The following is a 21001-nucleotide window of genomic DNA, read 5'->3' as shown; positions in this document are numbered from 1 at the left end:
TCCGGCGCGCAGCGGGCCGACGGATCAGCGGCGCGGGCCACCGCGGCCCCGCATGCCGGTCATTCCGCTGTCCATGGCCTCCTCGAGGGCGTCAGCAACAGTGGCCTCGTCCAGACCGAGTTCGTCGGCGAGTGCCTCCGCGAAGGCGGCCTGATGCTCGGAGCGCAGCGCGTCGCGCTCCTCCTGCGTGTCCGGCATGGCGGGGCGCTCCGCGGGGCGGACGGCTTCCCGGGCGGTGACGATAGCGTCGCTCAGCTCCGATTCCTCAACCCCGAGGGTCTCCGCGAGTCCCGACAGGTTCCTGCCCATCATGCCGCCGAGGTGGTGCCCACCCTGGCCGCGTTCGTTGAAGGCCGAGCCGTCGCCGCGCTGCCACGGTGCAGCGTTGTCGGTGGCGGAGGAGCTGGGGGGAGCGGTGGGCTCCGTCGTGTCGGCGTTGGCCAGGGTGGCCGCGCCGAGGCCGAGTCCCGCAGCCATCGCTGCTGCCGAGACTCCGGCGATGATCTTGTTCATGGCAGGGTTCCTTCCGGGTGGGTCGGGCGGTGCTGCCCGATGTCCCCAGCCTCGTGAGCGCTGCTGTGGGCTGCCTGTGCTGCGGCTGGGTGGGTGCTGCGAACTTGGCTAGTCTGACGGGATGACTCCTCAACGCACCTGCATCGGGTGCCGCGCCGTCGACGATCAGACGACGTTGGTCCGGCTCGTCAGGCAGGGCGCCACAGTCGTCGACGGCACCTCGCCCCGCCTTGCCGGTCGGGGGGCCTACATCCATCCGCACTGCCTGGAGCTCGCCGAGCGACGCCACGCCATCCGTCGCGCGTTCGGCGCCGGGGCCGAACTTGACCCCGCCGCGCGCTCTGCAATCCTCCGGAGTGGAAGCTGACGCTCAGGCAGGTTATGATGGTGGGCGGCCTGCGCTGTGCGCGGCCACATCGTTCAAACGCCCGGAAGGGCTACAACCAGAAGGTGGGCTGGAAGCTCATGACCACTCGATGAGAACCCAACGATGACCAAACACAACTAGGTCCGCGCCTTGGAGGTCGGGCCGCTTGAAGGAGAGTAGTGGCAAAGCCTCGCGTCCACGAGATCGCCAAGGAAATAGGTAAGACCAGTAAGGAACTGTTGTCCTGGCTGGGCGAAAACGGAGAATACGTCCGTGGCCCGTCCTCGACGCTGGAAGCACCCGTCGTGCGCCGCGTCCGGGAAGCATTCGCCGCCAAGAGTGATGCGCCTGCGCAACCCAAGCAGTCCCGTCCCGCACCGAAGGCAGCGGCTCCGGCCCCCGTCGTCGAGGCACACCCTGACACCCCGGTCGCCACCCCTGGCGCACCTGACACGTCGGCCCCCGCCGTCGACGAGGCGCCTCAGGCGTCCGCACGGCCCAAGGCCGGCCCGCGCCCGGGACCCAAGCCACCCGCGGCTGCCCCCAAGCCGCCCGCAGCGGCCCCCAGGCCTGCTACACCCGCAGCGCCTTCCGCCCCGGCAGCACCGGCCGCACCCGCGGCTTCCGCTGCTCCCGCTCCCGCTGCTCCCAAGCGCCCGGCTGCTCCGGCTGCGCCGTCCGCCCGTCCTTCGGGCCCGGCCCCCAAGCCCGGTGCTCCCGGCCCGCGTCCCCAGGCGCCTTCGCCCGGCCCGCGCAAGCCCGGCGCACCCCGTCCGGGGAACAACCCCTTCGCCCCGTCCCAGGGCATGGGCACCCAGCAGCGTCGCGGCCCCCGTCCAGACGGCGCTCCGCGTCGTGAGGGTGGCGCGCCTCGTCCCGGCGGCACCGGCGGTCTCCCGTCGGGTGTCCCGCGTCCCGGTGGCACGGGGGGTCTGCCCGGCGTGCCGCGGCCGAACCCCGCGATGATGCCCAAGCAGGCCAACCCGGCGCTCGGCCGCACAGGCGGCCGCGGTCGCCCGGCCGGTGGCCCCGGCGGCGGTCGTGGGCGTCCCGGCGCTGGTGCTCCCGGTCGTCCCGGTAGCGCAGGCGGCGCGCCCGCCTTCGGTTCGGGCCCCATGGGCGGTGGCCCCGGTGGTGGCCGTGGCGGCGGCGCAGGCCGTGGCCGTGGCGGCACACAGGGTGCCTTCGGTCGTGGCGGCGGTGGCGCAGGTCGTCGTCGCAAGTCCAGGAAGCAGCGTAGGCAAGAGTTCGATCAGATGGAGGCGCCGGCAATTGGCGGCGTGCGCGTCCGGAAGGGCGACGGCCAGACCGTTCGCCTGCGCCGTGGCGCGTCCCTGACGGACCTCGCCGAGAAGATCGGCGTCGACGCGGCGTCGCTCGTGCAGGTGCTGTTCCACCTGGGCGAGATGGTCACCGCAACGCAGTCGGTCGCAGATGACACCCTCGAGGTGTTGGGCGCTGAGCTCGATTACAACATCGAGGTCGTCTCGCCCGAGGACGAGGACCGCGAACTGCTCGAGAGCTTCGATCTCGAGTTCGGTGAGGATCTCGGTGACGAGGACGACCTGGCGGCCCGCCCGCCGGTCGTGACCGTCATGGGTCACGTCGACCACGGAAAGACGCGCCTGCTGGACGCGCTGCGGCACTCCAATGTCGTAGCCGGCGAAGCGGGTGGCATCACCCAGGCCATCGGCGCCTACCAGGTCGAGACCGGTGTCGACGGCGCGGATCGCAAGATCACGTTCATCGACACCCCGGGCCACGAGGCGTTCACCGCCATGCGTGCCCGTGGAGCGAAGTCCACGGACATCGCGGTGCTCGTCGTGGCCGCTGACGACGGCGTGATGCCGCAGACCATCGAGGCGTTGAACCACGCCCAGGCTGCGGATGTCCCGATCGTGGTCGCGGTCAACAAGATCGACAAGGAGTCCGCTGACCCCGTGCGTGTGCGTGGCCAGCTCTCCGAGTTCGGTCTGGTGCCTGAGGAGTACGGCGGCGAGACCCAGTTCGTCGACGTGTCCGCGGCAACCCTGCAGGGCCTGCCGGAACTGCTCGAGGCCATCGTCCTCACGGCAGACGCCGCGCTGGACCTCCGGGCCAACCCGGACATGCCCGCACAGGGTGTGGCCATCGAAGCGCACCTCGACAAGGGTCGCGGTCCTGTGGCCACCGTCCTGGTGCACCGCGGCACGCTCCGCATCGGTGACTCGATCGTGGCCGGCTCGGCCCACGGCCGCGTCCGCGCCCTGATCAATGACCAGGGCGAGACGATGACCGAGGCTCCGCCGTCGATGCCCGTCCAGGTGCTCGGCCTGACGTCGGTGCCCGGCGCCGGCGACAACTTCCTCGTTGTCGACGACGACCGCATGGCCCGCCAGATCGCTGACAAGCGTGAAGCCCGCATGCGCGCCGCCCAGCAGGCCAAGTCCGGCCGTCGCAAGACGCTGGACCAGCTGTTCGAGCAGCTCGAGAGGGGCGAGACGCAGGAACTGCTGCTCATCCTCAAGGGCGACGGCGCGGGTTCCGTCGAAGCGCTGGAAGATGCGCTCAGCGGGATCGAGGTCGGCGAGGAGGTGTCGCTACGCGTCATCGACCGCGGTGTCGGTGCCATCACCGAGACCAACGTGTCGCTGGCCGCCGCGTCCAAGGCCGTCATCATCGGCTTCAACGTGCGGCCCACGCCGCACGCGGCCCAGATGGCGGATCGCGAGAACGTCGACATCCGCTTCTACTCGGTGATCTACTCGGCCATCGACGAGATCGAAGCAGCGCTGAAGGGCATGCTCAAGCCGATCTACAAGGAAGAAGTGCGTGGCCAGGCGGAGATCCGCGAGGTCTTCCGCTCGTCCAAGTTCGGCAACATCGCGGGCTGCATGGTCCTCGACGGCACCATCAAGCGCAACGCCAAGGCGCGCCTGCTGCGTGACGGCGTGGTCGTCTCCGAGACGACCGTGGCCTCGCTGCGGCGTGAGAAGGACGACGCCACCGAGGTCCGCGAAGGCTTCGAGTGCGGTATCACGTTGACGTACAGCGACATCAAGATCGGTGACGTCATCGAGACCTTCGAAATGGTCGAAGTGGAGCGTGACTGATGGTCGGACCCCGTAACGCGAAGCTCGCGGATCAGATCAAGGTCATCCTGGCCTCGACCATCGACCGCCGCGTCAAGGACCCCCGTCTGGGGTTCGTGACGATCACGGAGGTGCGGCTGACCGGCGACAACCGGGAGGCCACCGCCTTCTACACCGTCCTCGGCGACGAGGAGGACCGTGCGGGGAGCGCCGCGGCGCTGGAGTCTGCCAAGGGCATGCTCCGCTCCACGATGGGTCAGCAGCTGGGCATGAAGTTCACGCCCACGCTGGAGTTCGTCCTCGACGCCACGCCGGAAACCGCGCGGCACATCGAGGACCTGCTCGCCCAGGTCCAGGCCCACGACGCCGCGGCAGCTGCTGCCGCGGCGGGGAAGGAGTTCGCCGGTGAGGCGGACCCCTACCGCAGGCCGCGGGACGACGAAGACAACGAAGAAGAGTGAGTAACGCGCAACCGGCCGTCCCCTCGGGCCTGGTGATCATCGACAAGGAGTCGGGGCTCACCTCGCACCAGGTGGTCGGCCGGTTGCGTCGTCTTCTGGGCACCCGCAAGATCGGCCACGCCGGCACCCTGGATCCCATGGCCACCGGCGTGCTCATCCTGGGCGTCAACCGCGCCACCCGGCTGCTCGGCCACCTGGCCCTGCACGACAAGCGCTACCTGGCCACAGTGAGGCTCGGGCAGTCGTCGCACACCGATGACGCCGACGGCGACCTCACGGACGTCGCGGATGCCTCGGCCGTCACCACCGCGCAACTCCAGGATGCCCTCGCCCCGCTCCGTGGGGCGATCCTCCAGCGCCCCAGCGCCGTCTCCGCCATCAAGGTCGACGGCAAACGTTCCTATGCCCGCGTCCGCGCAGGAGAGGCCGTGGACCTGCCACCCCGGCCGGTCACCGTCTCCCGCCTCGACCTGTTGGCGGTGCGGCCGGTGGGCGCCCTCCTCGACGTCGACATCGACGTGGAGTGTTCGTCGGGCACCTACATCCGCGCCATCGCCCGAGACCTGGGGGAGGCCCTGGGGGTCGGGGGCCACCTCACGGCGTTGCGCCGCACCCGCATCGGCGGCTACTCGCTCGACGACGCCGTAACGCTCGGTGACGAGCCTCCCGCCCTGATGAGCATGGCGGACGCCGCCCGGCTCAGCTTCCCCGTCATCGACCTGACCGAGGAGGAGGCCACCGACGTGGGTTACGGCCGCCCCCTGCGGCGTTCCGTGCCGGCCAATCCCACCGGCGTCATCTCCCCGTCCGGGGAACTCCTAGCGCTGTACCAGCCCGACGAAGATGGCTCCAGGCCTGTTGCGGTGTTGGTCTGAGCGTGCCAGATTTACCCAGTGTGGAGACTTCCGTGACTGAATCCGTGGTGGTGATCGGCAACTTCGACGGCGTGCACACAGGGCACCAACGGGTGCTCGCCGAAGCCGTCCGGGACGCCGACCACCCGCTCATCGTCTTGACGTTCTGGCCTCACCCCGTCACGGTCCTGCGTCCCGATAAGGCCCCGAAGCTGTTGAGCGACCTGCGCTCCCGCATCGAGCTGCTGAAGCACGCCGGCGCCCACGAGGTGCGGGTCATCCAGTTCAACGAGGAGGTGGCCAACCTGTCCCCCGCTGAGTTCGTCGACCGCTTCCTCGCGCCGCTCCATCCGGTTCGGATCGTCGTCGGCGCCAACTTCCGCTTCGGGCACAGGGCCGCGGGCGATGTGGAGACGTTGGCCAGGTTGGGGGCGGGCCGCTTCGAGGTTCGCCCGCTGCCGCTGTCCTCCATCGACGACGAGGTGTCGTGTTCCACCAGCATCCGCTCACATCTCGCGGAGGGTGATGTCACCGCTGCGGCGCAGCACCTCGGCCGGCCGTTCCGGTTCCGCGGCGTGGTGGTCGTCGGTGACCAGCGGGGGCGCGAGCTGGGTTTCCCCACCGCGAACCTCACGGTCCCGCACGACATGGCGGTGCCGGCCGACGGTGTGTACGCGGGTTGGGTCACGGTCCTGGACGAACCGGGTGCGGAGCCCATGCCGGCGGCCATCTCGGTGGGCACGAATCCCACCTTCGACGGGTCGGACCACCGGGTGGAGAGCTATGTGCTCGACCGCACGGACCTCGAGCTGTACGGCTCCGAGATCGCCGTCGACTTCGTGGCACGGTTGCGGGGGCAGGTGCGTTTCGAGGGCATCGACGCGCTCGTCCAGCAGATGGGCGCAGACGTGGAGGCCACCCGTCGAGCGCTGGCTCAGTCGCCCCAGTAGCAGATCGAGGCCCGCATCAGCGTCGCGTAGGCCGCATCCGGGTCCACGTCGTCCCGCATCAGGGAGTGGGCCAGGATTCCGTCGAGCTCCAGCGTGACGTACCCGTGCACTGAGGACCACAGCTGGATGATGATCTCCTCGCCGCCACCGGTGAACAGACCGGCGTCGAGGCACCGCTGCACGCAGCCGCGCAGGGGCTCGACCGCGTGGCGGGTGCGCTCCCGGATACCGTCCGGGGAGTCGCCGTGCCGTCGGCCGAACATCACCGGGTACATCTGCGGGTGGGCGAGCGCCCATTTCCGGTAGGCGCATCCCATGCTCATCAGGTCCGCCAGTGGGTCGTCGGTGGCCCGCACGACGGTGGAGGCCACGAAGCTCTGGATCGCACGCTCGTACACAGCGTCCAGCAGCGCGTCGCGGGAGCCGTAGAGCGAGTAGATGGCCGACGTCGAGGTGCCGGCGGACTGGGTGATGCGACGCAGGCTCAGAGCCGCTGGACCCTCGAGCCCGACGATCCGGGCCGCCTTCTCCAGAAGGACTTCAGCGAGTGCCTCGTCGTGCACCTTCGGGCGAGCCATATCCCCTTGCCAACCAATCCGTCGTCTCATCAACCTGGCACCGGGCGCCCTTCGTCGGAGTGCGCTGGTGGCTGCCAGACTAGTTGAGGAGAGAAGAGGCCCTCACAGGGGGTCGGCCTCAGCGCATCGTCAACGACTTCTTGTAGACGGCGTAGTGCGTGCTGGCCTCGGTGCCTTCCTCAACCTGCTGCTCGGTGTGTTCCTCCACGAACAGGTGCTCGCCTGTGGGGTGGTACTCGAGGGAGACGTAGAGGGGCACGGCCTTCTCGTTGTTCGGGTCCACCGCGAGGTACACGGCCTCGTAGCCGGCTTTCCGGGCCTGGTCCTCGAGCCACTCGCTCAGCGCCCTGCCGGCGCCGCGCCGACGGGCATGCGGGTAGACCCACATGTTGCGCAGTTCAGGGGCGATCTCCTCGGACTTGAGGTCCAGGACGGCGGTACCGAGCAGCTTGTGTTCCTCCACAGCCACGGCGAAGAGCAGGTTGCCGGCCTCCTGCGCCTCGAAGAGTTCATCCACAAGACCGAGGTCGGGCCGGGCCTGGTGCTCACGCAGGTACTCCAGGTCAGCGGCTTCAACGCGGCGTACGGTGATGGCCATGAGGGCTCCTTTGCGAACGTGGTCTGGTGCCCCCACCCTAGCGCGACAACGGGCGGCGCACCGGGCCTGACTGCGTCAGCGGGGGGACGCACAATTAGTGTCCCACGGTGGAGCGGTGCTAAGGTAGCTCGGTTGTCGTAGATCGGCCACGGCCCAGTAAGAGCCCCGAACGCACCCGCAGCTGGGGCGCCGTGCAGCGAACCGGAAGGAGTCCCATATGGACGCCGAAACGAAGAAGAACATCATCGATGAGTACGCGACCACGCCTGGCGACACCGGTTCGCCCGACGTGCAGATCGCCCTGCTGACGAAGCGGATCGCTCACCTCACCGAGCACCTCAAGCTCCACAAGGGTGACCACCACAGCCGTCGTGGCCTGATGCTGATGGTCGGCCAGCGCCGCCGTCTGCTGAACTACGTGGCCAAGCAGGACGTGGAGCACTACCGTGCGCTGATCGCACGCCTCGGCCTGCGTCGCTGATTTCACCAGAAGGGCCGCCAAGCTATCGGCTTGGCGGCCCTTCTGCTTGCCCGGGCTAGAAGCGCACCTTGTCGACCACGTGAGTGGGATGCCCGAAGCGGTGGTGCGTGATCGACACCGCCTGCTCCCGGACGTAGGGCAGGAGGGCGAGCCGGCCAGGGAGCATCGGGTCGCCGTCGAAGACGGTGACGTCGATGGAGCCCCGCACTGCCGTGAGCAGGTCGCGGGCACCGAGGAAGCGGACCCGCCCGCGGACTGCCCGGTCGAAGTCGTCCGCAGCCTGGGTCCCGTACTCGAAGCCGGCCTCCGACAACACCCTCGCGAGGGTCTCCTCCGGCGTCGTGGCGAAGGAGAAGCGGGCCGGCGCCCCGGCGGCCAGGGCGGCCGAGGCCTCCCGGAGCACTGTCGTCGCATCGGCCGTCTCCACGCGCACCGTCACCGGGGTGGCGCGGTAGCGCAGCACGTTGATCTCGACTGCGAGCGCCGACGGGTCGTGTGGCACCCCGAAGACCGTGCGGGCCGCCTCCTCATCGGAGGCGACAGCGGCGATGAGCTGGCCCACGTCGACCCCATCGACAGTCTCCGCCCCGCGGAGCAGCCGTGCCAGGGGAGGGGTGGACACTATGGCGTCGGTAGGGCGGTGCGCTACGGCGACCGCCCGGTGGGCGCCGAAGCCCGTGAGGTAGTTCGGGCCGCCCGCCTTGCCGCCCGCTCCCACGGCCGAGCGCTTCCACCCGCCGAACGGCTGGCGGCGGACGACCGCGCCGGTGATCGAGCGGTTCACGTAGGCGTTGCCGGCCTGCACCCGCTCCACCCACCGCGCGATCTCATCCGGGTCCAGGCTGTGCAGACCGGCGGTCAGGCCGAAATCGGTGCCGTTCTGCCACGCGATGGCCTCGTCGAGATCCTTGGCGGCCATCAGCCCCAGGATCGGGCCGAAGTACTCCACCTGGTGGTACTCGCTGCCGGGCAGCACCCCGGCGCGGATGCCCGGGCGCCACAGGCGGGTGTCCAGCCGTTTGGGCTCGAGCAGCCACTGCTGCCCGGGTTCCAGGCGCGTCAGGCCCCTCAGGAGTTTCTCGCCAGGGGGTTCGGTGAGCGGCCCCATCTGCGCTGCGGGGGCGGTCGGCCAGGCCACCTTGAGGGACCGCACCGCGTCGAGCAACTGGCTCCGGAAACGCCTCGAGCGCGAGACTGAGCCCACGAGGATGCCCAGGGACGCCGCCGAGCACTTCTGCCCGGCATGTCCGAAGGCGGAGTTCGCGAGGTCTGCCGCGGCCAGGTCCAAGTCGGCAGACGGCGTGACGATGATGGCGTTCTTGCCTGACGTCTCGGCCAGTAGGGGGAGTGCGGGGCGCCAGGAGCGGAACAGCTCTGCCGTCTCGGCGGCGCCGGTGAGCACCACGAGGTCGACCCTGGGATCGGTGATGAGGAGCTTGCTGACCGGCCCGTCGTCGACGATGGCCAGCTGCACCAGGTCCTCCGGGAGGCCGGCGCGCCAGCAGGCCTCGGCGAGCAGCGCTGCCGTGCGCCGCGACGGGGGAGCGGGCTTGAGGACGACGGCTGAGCCGACGGCCAGCGCGGCCGCGACACCACCCAGCGGGATCGCGATAGGGAAGTTCCAGGGTGGTGCGACCGTGGTGAGCCGGGGCGGGACGTGCTCGGTGCCGGGCACGGATTCCTGGGCGAGCGATGCGTAGTAGTTGGCGAAGTCGACGGCCTCGGAGACCTCCACATCGGCCTGATCGATGAGCTTGCCCACTTCGTCGCCGGCCACGGTGATGAGGTCGCCCCGCAGAGACTCCAATTCCACGGCCAGCCGGTGGAGTGCGGCCACCCGGTCGGACGGCGGCGTCCGGAACCAGGCATTCCCTGCCTTCCTGCCACGTTCCAACAGCGCGTCGACCTCGGCGATTTCGGTGATCGTGTGGTGCTGGAGGGTGCTGAGACCCAGCGAAGGGGCGGGCAGTCGGTCGTGCAATTCGGCGGCCCAGCGCTGGTTCTCCAGCAGTGCCGGGTTGGTGTCCTGCGCGTTGGTGAAGCCGCGCGCCGGTGCCGACCGGTCCTGGCCGGCCCAGCGCTGGGGAACGGGGTCGTCGAGGTGACCGAGGGCGGTGCGGAACCGCCGTTCCTCCAGGTCGAGGAAGGCCGCGTCGTGGCCGAGGCCGACGGCGCCCGACATGAAGTTCTCAGGCGCCGCGTTCTCTTCGAGCCTGCGCACCAGATAGGCGATGGCGGAGTCGTACTCGGCGCGAGGCACCACAGGGACGTAGAGCCGCAGCCTGCCGACGTCGCTCAACAGCACCCGCTGGAGTGGGGTGGCCATGCCGGACAGCATCTCGATGTCCAGCGCGTCGGTGACGCCGCGTGCCTTGGCGATCTCCCAGGCCGCGGCGAGGGTGTAGACGTTGTGGCTGGCCGCCCCGGTGCGGAGGTGCGCGGTGCGATCCGGCGACAGGCAGAAGTCCAGTGCGCGCAGATAGCTCGCGTCGGTCTCCTCCTTCGAACCCCAGATGGGGTTGTCCCAGCCCCGGACCTCGGCGTTGACCCGCTCCATGGCGAGGTTGGCGCCCTTGACGAGGCGGACCTTCACCGGGTGGCCGCCCGCGGCGACGTGGTCGCGAGCGAACTCGTCGAGCTCGCCGAGCAGCAGCAGCGACTCCCTGAGGTAGGTCTGCACCGCCACCCCCGCGCGCACACCCCGTAGTTCGGGTTCGGACAGCAGGGCACGAAAGACGTCGAGCGTCAGATGGAGGTCCCGGTACTCCTCCATGTCGAGGTTCACGAACGTGTTGTGCGCCTTCGCCAGGGCGAAGAGCGGGCGCAGCCGGTGGACGGCCTCGTCGACGGTGGCGCCGTGGGCGAACGGAGCGTGCGGACCCAGCACCGACGACACCTTGATGGAGACGTAGTCGACGTCGTCGCGCTCGACGAGCTCCATCGTGCGGTGGAGCCTGCTGGCTGCGTGGCGCTCGCCCAACACGGCCTCGCCCAGCAGGTTCACGTTGAGATCCGCGCCGCCCCTGCGGAGCCGGTCCAGGGCCGGCCCGAGGGACCGGCCGAAGTCCACGACGAGGTCGCCCACCACTGCGGTGAACGCGCGTCGCACCACTCCCAACGCGGGGCGGGCCGCGGGCGCGACCGCCCGCAGGCCGAGCCGCAACGGCGGGGGGAGGAAGCGGGCTGGGCGCCGGGCCAGCGCAGCCAGGTTGCCGGCGGCGACGGCGCTGTCCTCGGGCCGCAGCACGCCGTCGACGAAATCCAGGGTGAAGCGCAGACCGCCCGGATCCTTCAGCGCATCGCCCAGCAGGGTGGCGGCTCGGGGTTCGGGGTGGTGGCGGGCCTCGTCCGCCCACCGGCGCGCAGTGGAAATGGCCGCCTCGACGAGGGTGGCCGGCAACTCAGGTGACATGCCTCATTGTTTCAAGGGCCCGTCGCGACCGCGCCGAATCCGCCTATCTCGTGCCTGACGGCTAAGCTGTGGGGTGACAACTTCATAACAATGAAAAACAAGTTGCCGCCCAGCCAGGTGTCCGTCTGGTCCTCGGTAGTGGCTCTCGGGTGTTCTACCCCCGCGGGCCTCGATCGAAGACCGGCAGGCGCGGTGGGCAGATCCCGCCACGAGGGCGGGGCGGCAGCTCACATGAAAGGAGCCTGTCCGTGGAAGGACCAGGCATTGAATTTGCTGAGGCCGTGATTGACAACGGCTCTTTCGGCAAGCACACAGTTCGTTTCGAGGCCGGTTATCTGGCCCAGCAGGCCGATGGCTCGGCCGCCGTGTACCTCGACGGCGACACCATGTTGCTGTCGGCGACCACCGCACAGAAGACCCCCCGCGACGCCATCGACTTCTTCCCCCTCACGGTGGACGTCGAGGAGCGCATGTACGCAGCCGGCCGCATCCCCGGTTCGTTCTTCCGCCGCGAAGGACGCCCCGGTGAGGGCGCCATCCTGGCCTGTCGCCTGATCGACCGGCCGCTGCGCCCCGCCTTCGTCAAGGGGCTGCGCAACGAGGTCCAGGTCGTCGTGACCGTGCTGTCCCTGAACCCCGACGTCATGTACGACGTCGTGGCCATCAACGCCGCGTCGATGTCCACCCAGATCGCGGGCCTGCCGTTCTCCGGCCCCATCGGTGGCGTCCGCGTCGCACTCATCGACGACCAGTGGGTGGCATTCCCCACCGTCGAGCAGGTCAACAGGTCCGCCTTCCAGATGGTCGTGGCCGGCCGCGTGCTGGCCGACGGCGACGTGGCCATCATGATGGTCGAGGCCGGCGGCACCGAGGCAACCTGGGAGCTCGTGCGTGCGGGCAAGACCGCCCCGAACGAGGAGATCGTCGGGCAGGGCCTCGAAGCGGCCAAGCCGTTCATCAAGGCACTGTGCGACGCCCAGTCCGAGCTCGCCGCGAAGATGCCCAAGGAAACCTACGACTTCCCGGTCTTCCGTGATCACGAGGAAGACGTGTACGCCGCCGTCGAGGAGCTCGCCAAGGACCGCGTGGCCGAGGCCATGCAGATCGCCGGCAAGCAGGAGCGCGACGACGCCACCCATGCCATCCGTCAGGACGTGCAGGAGCAGCTCGCCGAGCGCTTCGCAGACCGTATGAACGAGGTCTCCGCGGCCCTCAAGGCGCTCACCAAGAGCGTCGTGCGCCACCGCACCCTCACGGAGCACGTCCGCATCGACGGCCGTGGCCCCAGCGACATCCGGACGCTGTCGGCCGAGGTCGAGGTCATCCCGCGCGTGCACGGCTCGGCGCTGTTCCAGCGCGGCGAGACCCAGATCCTGGGTGTCTCCACGCTGAACATGCTGGACATGGTGCAGAAGATCGACACGCTCTCGCCCGAGTCGACCAAGCGCTACATGCACAACTACAACTTCCCGCCGTACTCCACCGGTGAGACCGGCCGCGTGGGTTCGCCCAAGCGTCGCGAGATCGGCCACGGCGCCCTGGCTGAGCGTGCGCTCATCCCGGTGCTGCCCACCCGCTCCGAGTTCCCCTACGCCATCCGTCAGGTGTCGGAAGCCCTCGGCTCGAACGGCTCCACATCCATGGGTTCCGTCTGCGCCTCCACCCTGTCGCTGCTGAACGCCGGCGTGCCCCTCAAGGCGCCAGTTGCGGGTATCGCCATGGGCCTGATGAGCGAAGAGGTCGACGGCGAGACCAAGTACGTCGCGCTGACCGACATCCTGGGTGCGGAGGACGCACTCGGCGACATGGACTTCAAGGTGGCCGGAACGCGTGACTTCGTCACCGCGCTCCAGCTCGACACCAAGCTCAACGGCATCCCCGCCATCGAGCTGCAGAAGGCCCTCCTGCAGGCCCGCGACGCCCGCCACACGCTCCTCGACGTCATGAGCGAGGCCATCGACGTGCCGGACGAGATGAGCCCCTACGCACCGCGCATCATCTCGCTGCGTATCCCCGTGGACAAGATCGGTGAGGTCATCGGCCCCAAGGGCAAGATCATCAACCAGATTCAGGAAGAGACCGGCGCCAACATCGCAATCGAAGATGACGGCACCGTGTACGTGGGCGCGGCGACGGGCGAAGCGGCTGAGGCCGCGGTTGCCCACATCAACCAGATCGCCAACCCGCACCTGCCGGAGAAGGGTGAGCGCTACCTCGGCACTGTCGTGAAGCTCACCTCGTTCGGCGCGTTCGTGTCGCTGATGCCGGGCAAGGACGGCCTGCTGCACATCTCGAAGCTGCGCGCCCTTGCCGGTGGCAAGCGCGTCGAAGACGTCGAGGATGTGCTGTCGGTCGGCCAGAAGCTGCAGGTCGAGATCTCCGAGATCGACGACCGCGGCAAGCTGTCCCTGGTTCCCGTTGTCGAAGACAACGAGGCCGAGGAAACAGTCGGCGAAGAGAACTGATCAGTAACCACCTTGATCGACAGGGGCGGGTCCGGTGACGGGCCCGCCCCTTCGTCGTCCATCGGTCGGCCGGTTGGTGGCGCGGACAAATCCTCTGCTTGGATGGTCCTGACAGCCCCTGAGTGAGAGGTCATCATGCGAGAGATCCGAGTCGGAATCTTCGGCGTCAGCGGAAAAATGGGTAGCGAGGTCGTGCGTGCGGTCAACCGGGCAGACGACATGGCGACGTCCGGCGGCGTCGACATCAATGAGGATCGCAGCCAGGTCGGCCGGGCGGAGGTAGTCGTCGACTTCACTCACCCGGACGCGGTCATGGACAACATCCGTTGGTGTCTGGAGCGCGACATCAACATGGTCATCGGCACCACCGGTTTCACGGAGGAGCGGGTGGCCGAGGTGCGGGCATTGTCCGAGGCGCACCCCGGCGTGGGCGTACTCATCGCCTCCAACTTCTCCATCGGCGCCGTGCTGATGATGAAGTTCGCCGCGATCGCCGCGCCGTTCTACCCCTCGGTGGAGATCGTCGAGCTGCACCATCCGAACAAGGCCGACGCCCCGTCGGGCACCGCCACGACGACGGCGCACCGCATCGCCCGCGCCCGCGCAGAGGTCGGCCTCGGGCCGGTTCCCGACGCGACCGTGCACGACTCCGGGGCCCGTGGCGCAGTGGTCGACGGCATCCACATCCACGGCGTGCGCCTGCAGGGTCTAGTGGCCCACCAGGAGGTGTTGCTGGGTGAGACAGGCGAGACGCTCACGATCCGCCACGACTCGTTCGAGCGGGTCTCGTTCATGCCGGGCGTGCTCGAGGGCATCCGCTACGTGATGGACAACCCGGGCCTCACCCTGGAGATGGACACGGTCCTCGGCCTCTGATCAGTCGGCGTCGGAGATGTTGGTGTGGAACCGCAGCAGCTTGATCGCAGCTGCCTCGTCCTCACCGACACCGACCCGCTGGTGGGCCCCATCGGGGGCCCAGCCGCAGCTGTTGAGGAACTGACGCAGGGAGTCGTCGGCCGACGGCACCCACATGGTGGCCACCTGGTAGCCGTCCTTGCGGAGCGTGTCGACGGCGGCGTTGATCAGCCGCGACCCATGGCCCTGGCCCCGGTGCTTCGGGTCGACCACGAACTCAGCGATGTAGCCGTCCGACACGTCGCGGTCCGGGTCACCCGAGGGGCCCGTGACGGCGAATCCGACAACCCCGGCCTCCGCGATGGCCACCAGCACCCGCAGGTGTGCCAGCGGCGGTTTCACGATCGCCTCGTGCCAGGCCCGGGTGGCTTCATCTGCGCTCACCTGGCCCGCCGCGGCCGACAGGACCCCGCCGTCGGTCCAGGCGCGCCGCTGGATGCGGGCGATGTCGACGGCTTCCTGGGGGAGTGCGAGGCGCACGGTGTCGATGGCAGACATGCGTGCCATCTTATGGGCTGCCGGCGTCTGCGCATCCACAGGTGTGGTCGGGCCCACGGTGGGTGAAGTAGTGTTGGGGACCATGACTGAAGTGAAGACGCCACCGAAACTTGCCCCTGGCACCTTGCGGGTGATCCCTCTCGGAGGGTTGGGTGACGTCGGCCGCAACATGACGGCCTTCGAAATCGATGGCCAGATCGCGATCGTCGACTGCGGGGTGTTGTTCCCCGAGGACGACCACCCGGGCGTCGACCTGATCCTCCCGGGCCTCGACTACCTCACCGACAGGCTCGACGACATCGTGGCGCTCGTGCTGACGCACGGACACGAGGACCACATCGGCGCCGTGCCGTACCTCCTCAAGCGCCGCAACGACATCCCCGTGTACGGCTCCAAGTTGACGCTGGCCTTCCTGGCCGCGAAGCTGCGCGAGCACCGCATCCGCGAGTTCGAACTCGATGCCGTGGAGGAGGGCGAGATCATCGAGATCGGCAACTACGAATTCGAGTTCCTCGCCGTCAACCACTCCATCCCCGACGCGCTCGCCGTGGCCATCCGCACCAAGGGCGGCACCGTCCTGCACACGGGCGACTTCAAGATGGACCAGCTGCCGCTCGACGGACGCATCACGGACCTGCGCGGCTTCGCGCGTTTGGGAGAGGAGGGCGTCGATCTCTTCCTGGTGGACTCCACCAACGCCGAGACCCCCGGTTTCACCACCCACGAGAAGGACATTGAACCCGCCATGCAGCGCGTGTTCGAGGGTGCGAAGGGCAAGCTGATCGTGGCGAGCTTCGCCTCGCACGTCCACCGCATCCAGCAGGTGATGAACATGGCCGTCAAGCACGGCCGCAAGGTCGTCTACGTCGGACGCTCGATGGTGCGCAACATGTCGACGGCGCGCGACCTGGGCTACCTCACGGTCCCGGCCGGCACGCTGATCGAGATGAAGGACATCGACAAGTACCCCGCAGACAAGGTGGTCATCGTCTCCACCGGCTCACAGGGCGAACCACTCGCCGCGCTCAGCCGGATCGCCAACCGCGACCACCCCGTCGTCGAGGTGGGCCCCGGAGACACGGTGCTGTTGGCCAGCTCCCTGATCCCGGGCAACGAGAACTCCGTCTACCGCGTGATCAACGGCCTGGCCAAGCTCGGCGCCAACGTGGTGCACAAGGGCAACGCGATGGTGCACGTCTCCGGCCATGCGTCGGCCGGCGAACTGCTCTACTGCTACAACATCATCCGCCCGCGCAACGTGATGCCCGTCCACGGCGAGGTGCGCCACCTCATCGCCAACGGCAAGTTGGCGGAATCCACGGGCGTGCCGAGCAGCAACGTGCTCGTCATCGGCGACGGCGACGTCGTCGACCTGAAGAACGGCGTGGCGAAGAAGGTCGGCTCCGTCGACGCCAGCTACATCTTCGTCGACGGAGCCACCGTGGGCGACATCTCGGAATCGATCATGGACCGTCGCATCCTCGGCGAGGAGGGCTTCGTGTCCGTCATCGCCGTGGTGGACCTGCACAACGGCACCATCGTCTCCGGCCCGGAGATCCAGTTCCGGGGCCTGGCTGAGGACGCCAGCGCGTTCGACGAGGCCAGGACGCGGGTCGAGGAGGCGCTCCGGGACGCGATGCGCGACGGCGTCAACGACACGCAGCGCCTCCAGCAGGTGACACGTCGTGCGCTGGGGCAGTGGGTCTCGCGACGCCTGCGTCGCCGCCCCATGATCGTGCCCGTGGTCGTCACCACGTAGCAGCGTACGAGCCCGGTTTGACCCGGATCGGATGGACCGCGTAGAGTGGTCCATCGGTGCTTTGCCCCCTGGGTCATTCCGGGTTGGGCACCCGAGAAACTCATTTGAAATCCAAGAAGGTAGGTCAGTCGTGTACGCGATCGTGCGCAACGGTGGACGTCAGCACAAGGTTGCTGTTGGCGACGTCCTGGACATCGACCTGGTGTCCGAAGAGGTCGGCGGTACCGTCACCCTGCAGCCGCTGCTGCTGGTTGACGGCGACAAGATCACCTCTGACGCCAAGAAGCTCGGCACGGTGTCCGTCACCGCCGAGGTTCTCGGTATGACCAAGGGTCCGAAGATCCGGATCATGAAGTACAAGAACAAGACCGGTTACAAGAAGCGCCAGGGTCACCGTCAGCGGTACACCCAGGTCAAAGTCACCGATATCAAGGCCTGAGGAGACTAGAGATGGCACATAAGAAAGGCGCGTCCTCGACGCACAACGGCCGCGACTCGAACGCTCAGCGTCTCGGCGTGAAGCGCTACGGCGGTCAGCTCGTCGGCGCCGGCGAGATCATCGTCCGCCAGCGTGGCACCCACTTCCACCCCGGCGACGGCGTCGGCCGCGGTGGCGACGACACCTTGTTCGCCCTTGTCGAGGGCCAGGTGGAGTTCGGTGTGAAGCGCGGTCGCCGCGTCGTCAACATCGTCACCGTCTGATCAGGTAAGACACTTCGAGAACGGCCCTCCGGGGCCGTTCTTGCTATTTTCGGAAGAACCGGTATTCAGTTCCGGCAGATTGGAGCCCATCGTGGCTATTCCCTCATTCGTCGACCGCGTCAAGTTCACCGTGCAGGCCGGCAACGGCGGGCACGGTTGCGCCTCTGTGCACCGCGAGAAGTTCAAGCCCCTCGGTGGCCCAGACGGTGGCAACGGTGGCGACGGCGGCTCTGTCATCTTCCGAGTGGACGACTCCATGTCGACGCTGGTGGACTACCACCGGCAGTCCCTGCGCAAGGCGAACAACGGTGAGCCGGGCAGGGGAGACAACCAGCACGGCGCCAAGGCCGGCGACATCATCCTCGACGTGCCCAGCGGGACCATCGTCACCGATGCGGACACCGGCGAGGTGCTGGCAGACCTGACGGAGCCCGGCGCCGAGTTCGTCGTGGCCCAAGGCGGCCGGGGTGGCCTCGGCAATGCTGCGCTGGCCACCGCTACGCGCAAGGCCCCCGGCTTCGCGCTGCTCGGTGAGGAGGGCGAGGGCCGCCAGGTCCAGCTCGAGCTCAAGGTGGTGGCCGACGTCGGCCTGGTCGGGTTCCCCTCGGCCGGCAAGTCGTCGCTGATCGCCGCCATTTCGCGGGCGCGGCCCAAGATCGCCGACTACCCGTTCACGACGCTGGTGCCCAACCTCGGCGTGGTCGTGGCCGGCGACGTGACCTACACCGTCGCCGACGTGCCGGGCCTCATCGAGGGCGCCTCGGAGGGGCGGGGCCTCGGCTTCGACTTCCTGCGCCACATCGAGCGCTGCCAGGCCATCGTCCACGTCATCGACCTGGGCACCTATGAGCCCGGCCGCGACCCGATCTCCGACCTGGAGGTCATCGAGGCCGAGCTCGCCGCCCATGGCGGGCTCGAGGACCGCGTGCGGCTCATCGCGCTGAACAAGATGGACCTCCCGGACGCCCCGGATCTGGCGGAGATCTCGCGTCCCGAGCTCGAGAAGCTCGGGATGCCCATCTTCGAGATCTCCACCAAGACGGGCGAAGGGCTCAATGAGCTGAAGTACCGGATGGCGGAGATCGTCGCCGCACGGCGGGCCTCGTTGCCGGAGGCCGCCGCGCCGAAGACCGTGCTGCGTCCCGAGCCCGTGGCGCGCAGGCGTGGCCCCATCGAGGAGTTCACCATCGCCAAGAAGGGCGACGGCGAGGGCGGCTTCGTCTGGCGCGTGCGCGGCGAGAAGCCCGAGCGCTGGATCCGGCAGACGGACTTCAACAATGCGGAAGCGGTGGGCTACCTCGCAGACAGGCTCAACCGCATCGGCGTGGAGAACAAGCTGCTGGAGATGGGCGCCGAGGCCGGCGATGCCGTGGCGATCGGTGGCGGCGACAACCCCGTCGTGTTCGACTTCGCGCCGCAGATCGACATCGGCGCGGAGAACCTCGGCCGTCGTGGCGAGGACATCCGCCTGGATTCGGAACGGCCCTCGGTCATGAAGCGCCGGCGTCTCGATGCGGAGTACCATGCCGCGAAGGCGAGCGTGGATTACGCCGTCACCGGCATGGACTCCGAGGGCGAGGATGACGAGTAGGACAGCGGTCTCACAGGCGAAGCGTGTCGTCGTCAAGGTCGGGTCGTCATCGCTGACCCTCCCTGACGGCCATCTCGACCACGACCGCATCGCGCGGCTCGCGGACTCGCTCTCCGCACTGCACCACCGGGGCGTCCGGGTGGTGCTGGTCACCTCTGGTGCCATCGCGGCCGCCCTTGCGCCCTTGGGGCTGCGCCGCCGGCCGCGGGATCTTGAAACCCAGCAGGCTGCCGCCGCCGTCGGGATGGGTCTGCTCATCCGGCACTACTCCGACGCCTTCGCCGAGCACGGCGTCAACGTGGCGCAGCTGCTGCTGACAGTCGAGGACGTCCTGCGCCCCAAGACCTACCGCAACGCGCTGAACACCATTTCGCGGCTGTTCCGCCTCGACGTGGTGCCGATCATCAACGAGAACGACACCGTCGCCACCCACGAGATCCGCTTCGGCGACAACGACAGGCTCGCCGCCCTCGTCGCCCACCTCGTGCGCGCCGACGCGCTGGTCCTGCTAAGCGACGTCGACGGCCTGTACACCGCGCACCCGGACACCCCCGGGGCGGAGAAGATCACGGTCGTCGAGGACATCGCGGACCTGAATGTCGACACCTCCCGGCTCGGTTCGCGGGTGGGCACCGGCGGCATGCAGACGAAGCTCCAGGCGGCGGACATCGCGACGCAGGCCGGGGTCAGCGTCGTGCTGGGCCACGCCGACGACCTGGAGGAGGCGCTCGCCGGCGCCGAGGTGGGTACCTACTTCCCGGCCCGCCGGAAGCGCCGTCCGCGCCGCCTGCTGTGGCTGGCGTTCGCCGCGGAGCCCAGGGGCTGGCTGCACATCGACGCCGGGGCCAGGCGGGCACTTCTCGCCACAAAGGCGTCGCTGTTGCCCGCGGGCATTCGTGAGGTGAAGGGCACGTTCGCCGAAGGCGAGCCGGTGGAGATCATCGGCCCGGACAACGAACCACTCGGCCGGGGCTTCGCCGGCTATTCGAGCGCGCAGCTGCAGGCCGAGGCCGGGCACTCCAGCAGCGAGGCCGGGCACACCCGGCAGCGCCCCGCCGTCCACCGTGACGTGATGATGCTGAACGACTGAACCCCCGGGTTTGTCAGGCCGATTGGTCTAGTTCGGCGCCGCGACTTAAGCTGGCAGGCGTGATTGAGGTCTTCGGCTGGTTCGCAGCTGCGCTGGGCGTGTCGTCCAGCATCCCGCAACTGGTCCGCATCCTCAGGTCGGGCACCAGCGCCGGCGTGTCATTGACGCTGTGGCAGCTGGTCACCGGCAGCACCGCCGCCTGGGCCGTCCACGGTTTCCTGGCGCAGTCGCCGCAGATGCAGGTGCCCAACGTGCTCCTCACGGTGGCTTCGCTGGCCATCGTCGTCTTCGTGCTCCGCGACCGCGGCGAGTCCGTCGCCCACCACCTCGTGCTCCCCGTCGTCGTAGCCCTCTCCCTCTCCGGCCTCAACCTGTGGCTGGGGCCCGTCTTCTTCGGCTTCGCCGTCCTCGTGCCGCAACTGGTGGGCCAGTTCGCGCAACTGCGCGAACTGGTCACTGCACCCCATGTCGAGGGCGTTTCCGGCAGCTACCTCACCCTGATGCTGATCGTGCAGGCCATGTGGTTCGGCTTCGGGATGTTCAAGCCGGACTGGGCGCTGATCATCTGCGCCGGGGCGATGACGCTCTCCTGCGTCGCGAACCTCGCCGTCTACCTGGTGCGGCGGGCGCGCGCAGGCAGCACCCCGGACGTGGTCGCCGTCTCCTGACCAGGGAGGGCTGGCCTAGACTCTCGGG

At 68.8% G+C, this 21001-nt stretch carries 19 protein-coding genes; 14 read left to right on the top strand and 5 right to left on the bottom strand.

Going from position 1 to position 21001, the window contains the following annotated elements:
• Window positions 1-24: 24 nt before the first annotated feature.
• On the bottom strand, window positions 25-513 hold the full coding sequence (locus H5393_RS10025; RefSeq protein WP_182766532.1) for a hypothetical protein: 489 nt from the start codon (window positions 511-513) through the stop codon (window positions 25-27).
• A gap of 121 nt (window positions 514-634) precedes the next feature.
• On the opposite strand from H5393_RS10025, the gene H5393_RS10020 reads away from it, so the two are divergent.
• From H5393_RS10020 to H5393_RS10000, 5 genes are all read left to right on the top strand, one after another.
• On the top strand, window positions 635-880 hold the full coding sequence (locus H5393_RS10020; RefSeq protein ID WP_182766531.1) for a YlxR family protein: 246 nt from the start codon (window positions 635-637) through the stop codon (window positions 878-880).
• A gap of 179 nt (window positions 881-1059) precedes the next feature.
• Window positions 1060-3972, top strand: coding sequence for a translation initiation factor IF-2 (gene infB, locus H5393_RS10015; RefSeq protein WP_182766530.1), 2913 nt, complete (start codon window positions 1060-1062; stop codon window positions 3970-3972).
• A complete protein-coding gene (rbfA, locus tag H5393_RS10010) occupies window positions 3972-4412 on the top strand; it encodes a 30S ribosome-binding factor RbfA (protein ID WP_182766529.1) in 441 nt (146 codons plus the stop codon). The genes infB and rbfA overlap by 1 nt, the downstream gene beginning before the upstream one ends.
• Entirely contained in the window at window positions 4409-5287 is an 879-nt protein-coding gene (truB, locus tag H5393_RS10005; protein ID WP_182766528.1) for a tRNA pseudouridine(55) synthase TruB, read from the top strand. The genes rbfA and truB overlap by 4 nt, the downstream gene beginning before the upstream one ends.
• Before the next feature lie 32 nt (window positions 5288-5319).
• A complete protein-coding gene (locus H5393_RS10000) occupies window positions 5320-6216 on the top strand; it encodes a bifunctional riboflavin kinase/FAD synthetase (protein ID WP_182766527.1) in 897 nt (298 codons plus the stop codon).
• Here H5393_RS10000 and H5393_RS09995 read toward each other — a convergent pair.
• Window positions 6201-6794: a TetR/AcrR family transcriptional regulator gene (locus H5393_RS09995; protein ID WP_182766526.1), complete on the bottom strand. Its 594-nt coding sequence runs from the start codon at window positions 6792-6794 to the stop codon at window positions 6201-6203. The two genes, H5393_RS10000 and H5393_RS09995, sit on opposite strands and share 16 nt — an antisense overlap.
• Window positions 6795-6912: 118 nt before the next feature.
• Window positions 6913-7392 carry a GNAT family N-acetyltransferase gene (locus H5393_RS09990; RefSeq protein ID WP_182766525.1) on the bottom strand — a complete coding sequence of 160 codons (480 nt, stop codon included), beginning with the start codon at window positions 7390-7392 and terminating at the stop codon, window positions 6913-6915.
• A gap of 217 nt (window positions 7393-7609) precedes the next feature.
• Here H5393_RS09990 and rpsO point away from each other — a divergent pair, with 217 nt between their 5' ends.
• On the top strand, window positions 7610-7873 hold the full coding sequence (gene rpsO, locus H5393_RS09985) for a 30S ribosomal protein S15 (RefSeq protein ID WP_182766524.1): 264 nt from the start codon (window positions 7610-7612) through the stop codon (window positions 7871-7873).
• A 55-nt stretch (window positions 7874-7928) separates the two neighbouring features.
• On the opposite strand, the gene H5393_RS09980 is transcribed toward rpsO, so the two are convergent.
• Window positions 7929-11285, bottom strand: coding sequence for a bifunctional proline dehydrogenase/L-glutamate gamma-semialdehyde dehydrogenase (locus H5393_RS09980; protein WP_182766523.1), 3357 nt, complete (start codon window positions 11283-11285; stop codon window positions 7929-7931).
• A gap of 248 nt (window positions 11286-11533) precedes the next feature.
• On the opposite strand from H5393_RS09980, the gene H5393_RS09975 reads away from it, so the two are divergent.
• Complete coding sequence (locus H5393_RS09975; RefSeq protein ID WP_182766522.1) at window positions 11534-13750, top strand: polyribonucleotide nucleotidyltransferase; 2217 nt, start codon at window positions 11534-11536, stop codon at window positions 13748-13750.
• Window positions 13751-13885: 135 nt separating this feature from the next.
• The gene (dapB, locus tag H5393_RS09970) at window positions 13886-14626 is read left to right on the top strand and encodes a 4-hydroxy-tetrahydrodipicolinate reductase (protein WP_182766521.1); all 741 of its coding nucleotides are present in this window, start codon (window positions 13886-13888) and stop codon (window positions 14624-14626) included.
• Here dapB and H5393_RS09965 read toward each other — a convergent pair whose 3' ends face one another.
• Window positions 14627-15163, bottom strand: a complete 537-nt coding sequence (locus H5393_RS09965; protein WP_182766520.1) for a GNAT family N-acetyltransferase — start codon at window positions 15161-15163, stop codon at window positions 14627-14629.
• Window positions 15164-15245: 82 nt separating this feature from the next.
• Between H5393_RS09965 and H5393_RS09960 the strand changes: the two genes are divergently transcribed.
• From H5393_RS09960 to H5393_RS09935, 6 genes are all read left to right on the top strand, one after another.
• Window positions 15246-16922 (top strand): ribonuclease J, encoded by a 1677-nt coding sequence (locus H5393_RS09960; protein WP_255436445.1) that lies wholly within the window; start codon window positions 15246-15248, stop codon window positions 16920-16922.
• Between the two features lie 130 nt (window positions 16923-17052).
• Entirely contained in the window at window positions 17053-17361 is a 309-nt protein-coding gene (gene rplU / locus H5393_RS09955) for a 50S ribosomal protein L21 (protein WP_182766518.1), read from the top strand.
• 11 nt (window positions 17362-17372) lie between these two features.
• Window positions 17373-17624 (top strand): 50S ribosomal protein L27, encoded by a 252-nt coding sequence (gene rpmA / locus H5393_RS09950; RefSeq protein ID WP_076059232.1) that lies wholly within the window; start codon window positions 17373-17375, stop codon window positions 17622-17624.
• A 91-nt stretch (window positions 17625-17715) separates the two neighbouring features.
• Window positions 17716-19215: a GTPase ObgE gene (gene obgE, locus H5393_RS09945; protein WP_182766517.1), complete on the top strand. Its 1500-nt coding sequence runs from the start codon at window positions 17716-17718 to the stop codon at window positions 19213-19215.
• Window positions 19205-20305, top strand: a complete 1101-nt coding sequence (gene proB, locus H5393_RS09940) for a glutamate 5-kinase (RefSeq protein WP_182764794.1) — start codon at window positions 19205-19207, stop codon at window positions 20303-20305. The genes obgE and proB overlap by 11 nt, the downstream gene beginning before the upstream one ends.
• A gap of 59 nt (window positions 20306-20364) precedes the next feature.
• Entirely contained in the window at window positions 20365-20973 is a 609-nt protein-coding gene (locus H5393_RS09935) for a SemiSWEET family sugar transporter (RefSeq protein ID WP_182764793.1), read from the top strand.
• Window positions 20974-21001 lie beyond the last annotated feature (28 nt).

The sequence above is a fragment of the Tessaracoccus sp. MC1756 genome (assembly GCF_014164735.1).
In the GTDB taxonomy this organism is placed as follows: domain Bacteria; phylum Actinomycetota; class Actinomycetes; order Propionibacteriales; family Propionibacteriaceae; genus Arachnia.
Note: the sequence above shows the minus strand (reverse complement) of the source record. Positions and strands in the feature narration are given on the sequence as shown.

Coding starts and splice junctions, on each gene's coding strand:
- rbfA (WP_182766529.1), top strand. CDS start 3,972: ATGGTCGGACCCCGTAACGCGAAGCTCGCGGATCAGATCAAGGTCATC.
- H5393_RS09995 (WP_182766526.1), bottom strand. CDS start 6,794: ATGGCTCGCCCGAAGGTGCACGACGAGGCACTCGCTGAAGTCCTTCTG.
- proB (WP_182764794.1), top strand. CDS start 19,205: ATGACGAGTAGGACAGCGGTCTCACAGGCGAAGCGTGTCGTCGTCAAG.
- H5393_RS09965 (WP_182766520.1), bottom strand. CDS start 15,163: ATGTCTGCCATCGACACCGTGCGCCTCGCACTCCCCCAGGAAGCCGTC.
- H5393_RS10020 (WP_182766531.1), top strand. CDS start 635: ATGACTCCTCAACGCACCTGCATCGGGTGCCGCGCCGTCGACGATCAG.
- H5393_RS09960 (WP_255436445.1), top strand. CDS start 15,246: ATGACTGAAGTGAAGACGCCACCGAAACTTGCCCCTGGCACCTTGCGG.
- rpmA (WP_076059232.1), top strand. CDS start 17,373: ATGGCACATAAGAAAGGCGCGTCCTCGACGCACAACGGCCGCGACTCG.
- rpsO (WP_182766524.1), top strand. CDS start 7,610: ATGGACGCCGAAACGAAGAAGAACATCATCGATGAGTACGCGACCACG.
- H5393_RS09980 (WP_182766523.1), bottom strand. CDS start 11,285: ATGTCACCTGAGTTGCCGGCCACCCTCGTCGAGGCGGCCATTTCCACT.
- H5393_RS09990 (WP_182766525.1), bottom strand. CDS start 7,392: ATGGCCATCACCGTACGCCGCGTTGAAGCCGCTGACCTGGAGTACCTG.
- dapB (WP_182766521.1), top strand. CDS start 13,886: ATGCGAGAGATCCGAGTCGGAATCTTCGGCGTCAGCGGAAAAATGGGT.
- H5393_RS10025 (WP_182766532.1), bottom strand. CDS start 513: ATGAACAAGATCATCGCCGGAGTCTCGGCAGCAGCGATGGCTGCGGGA.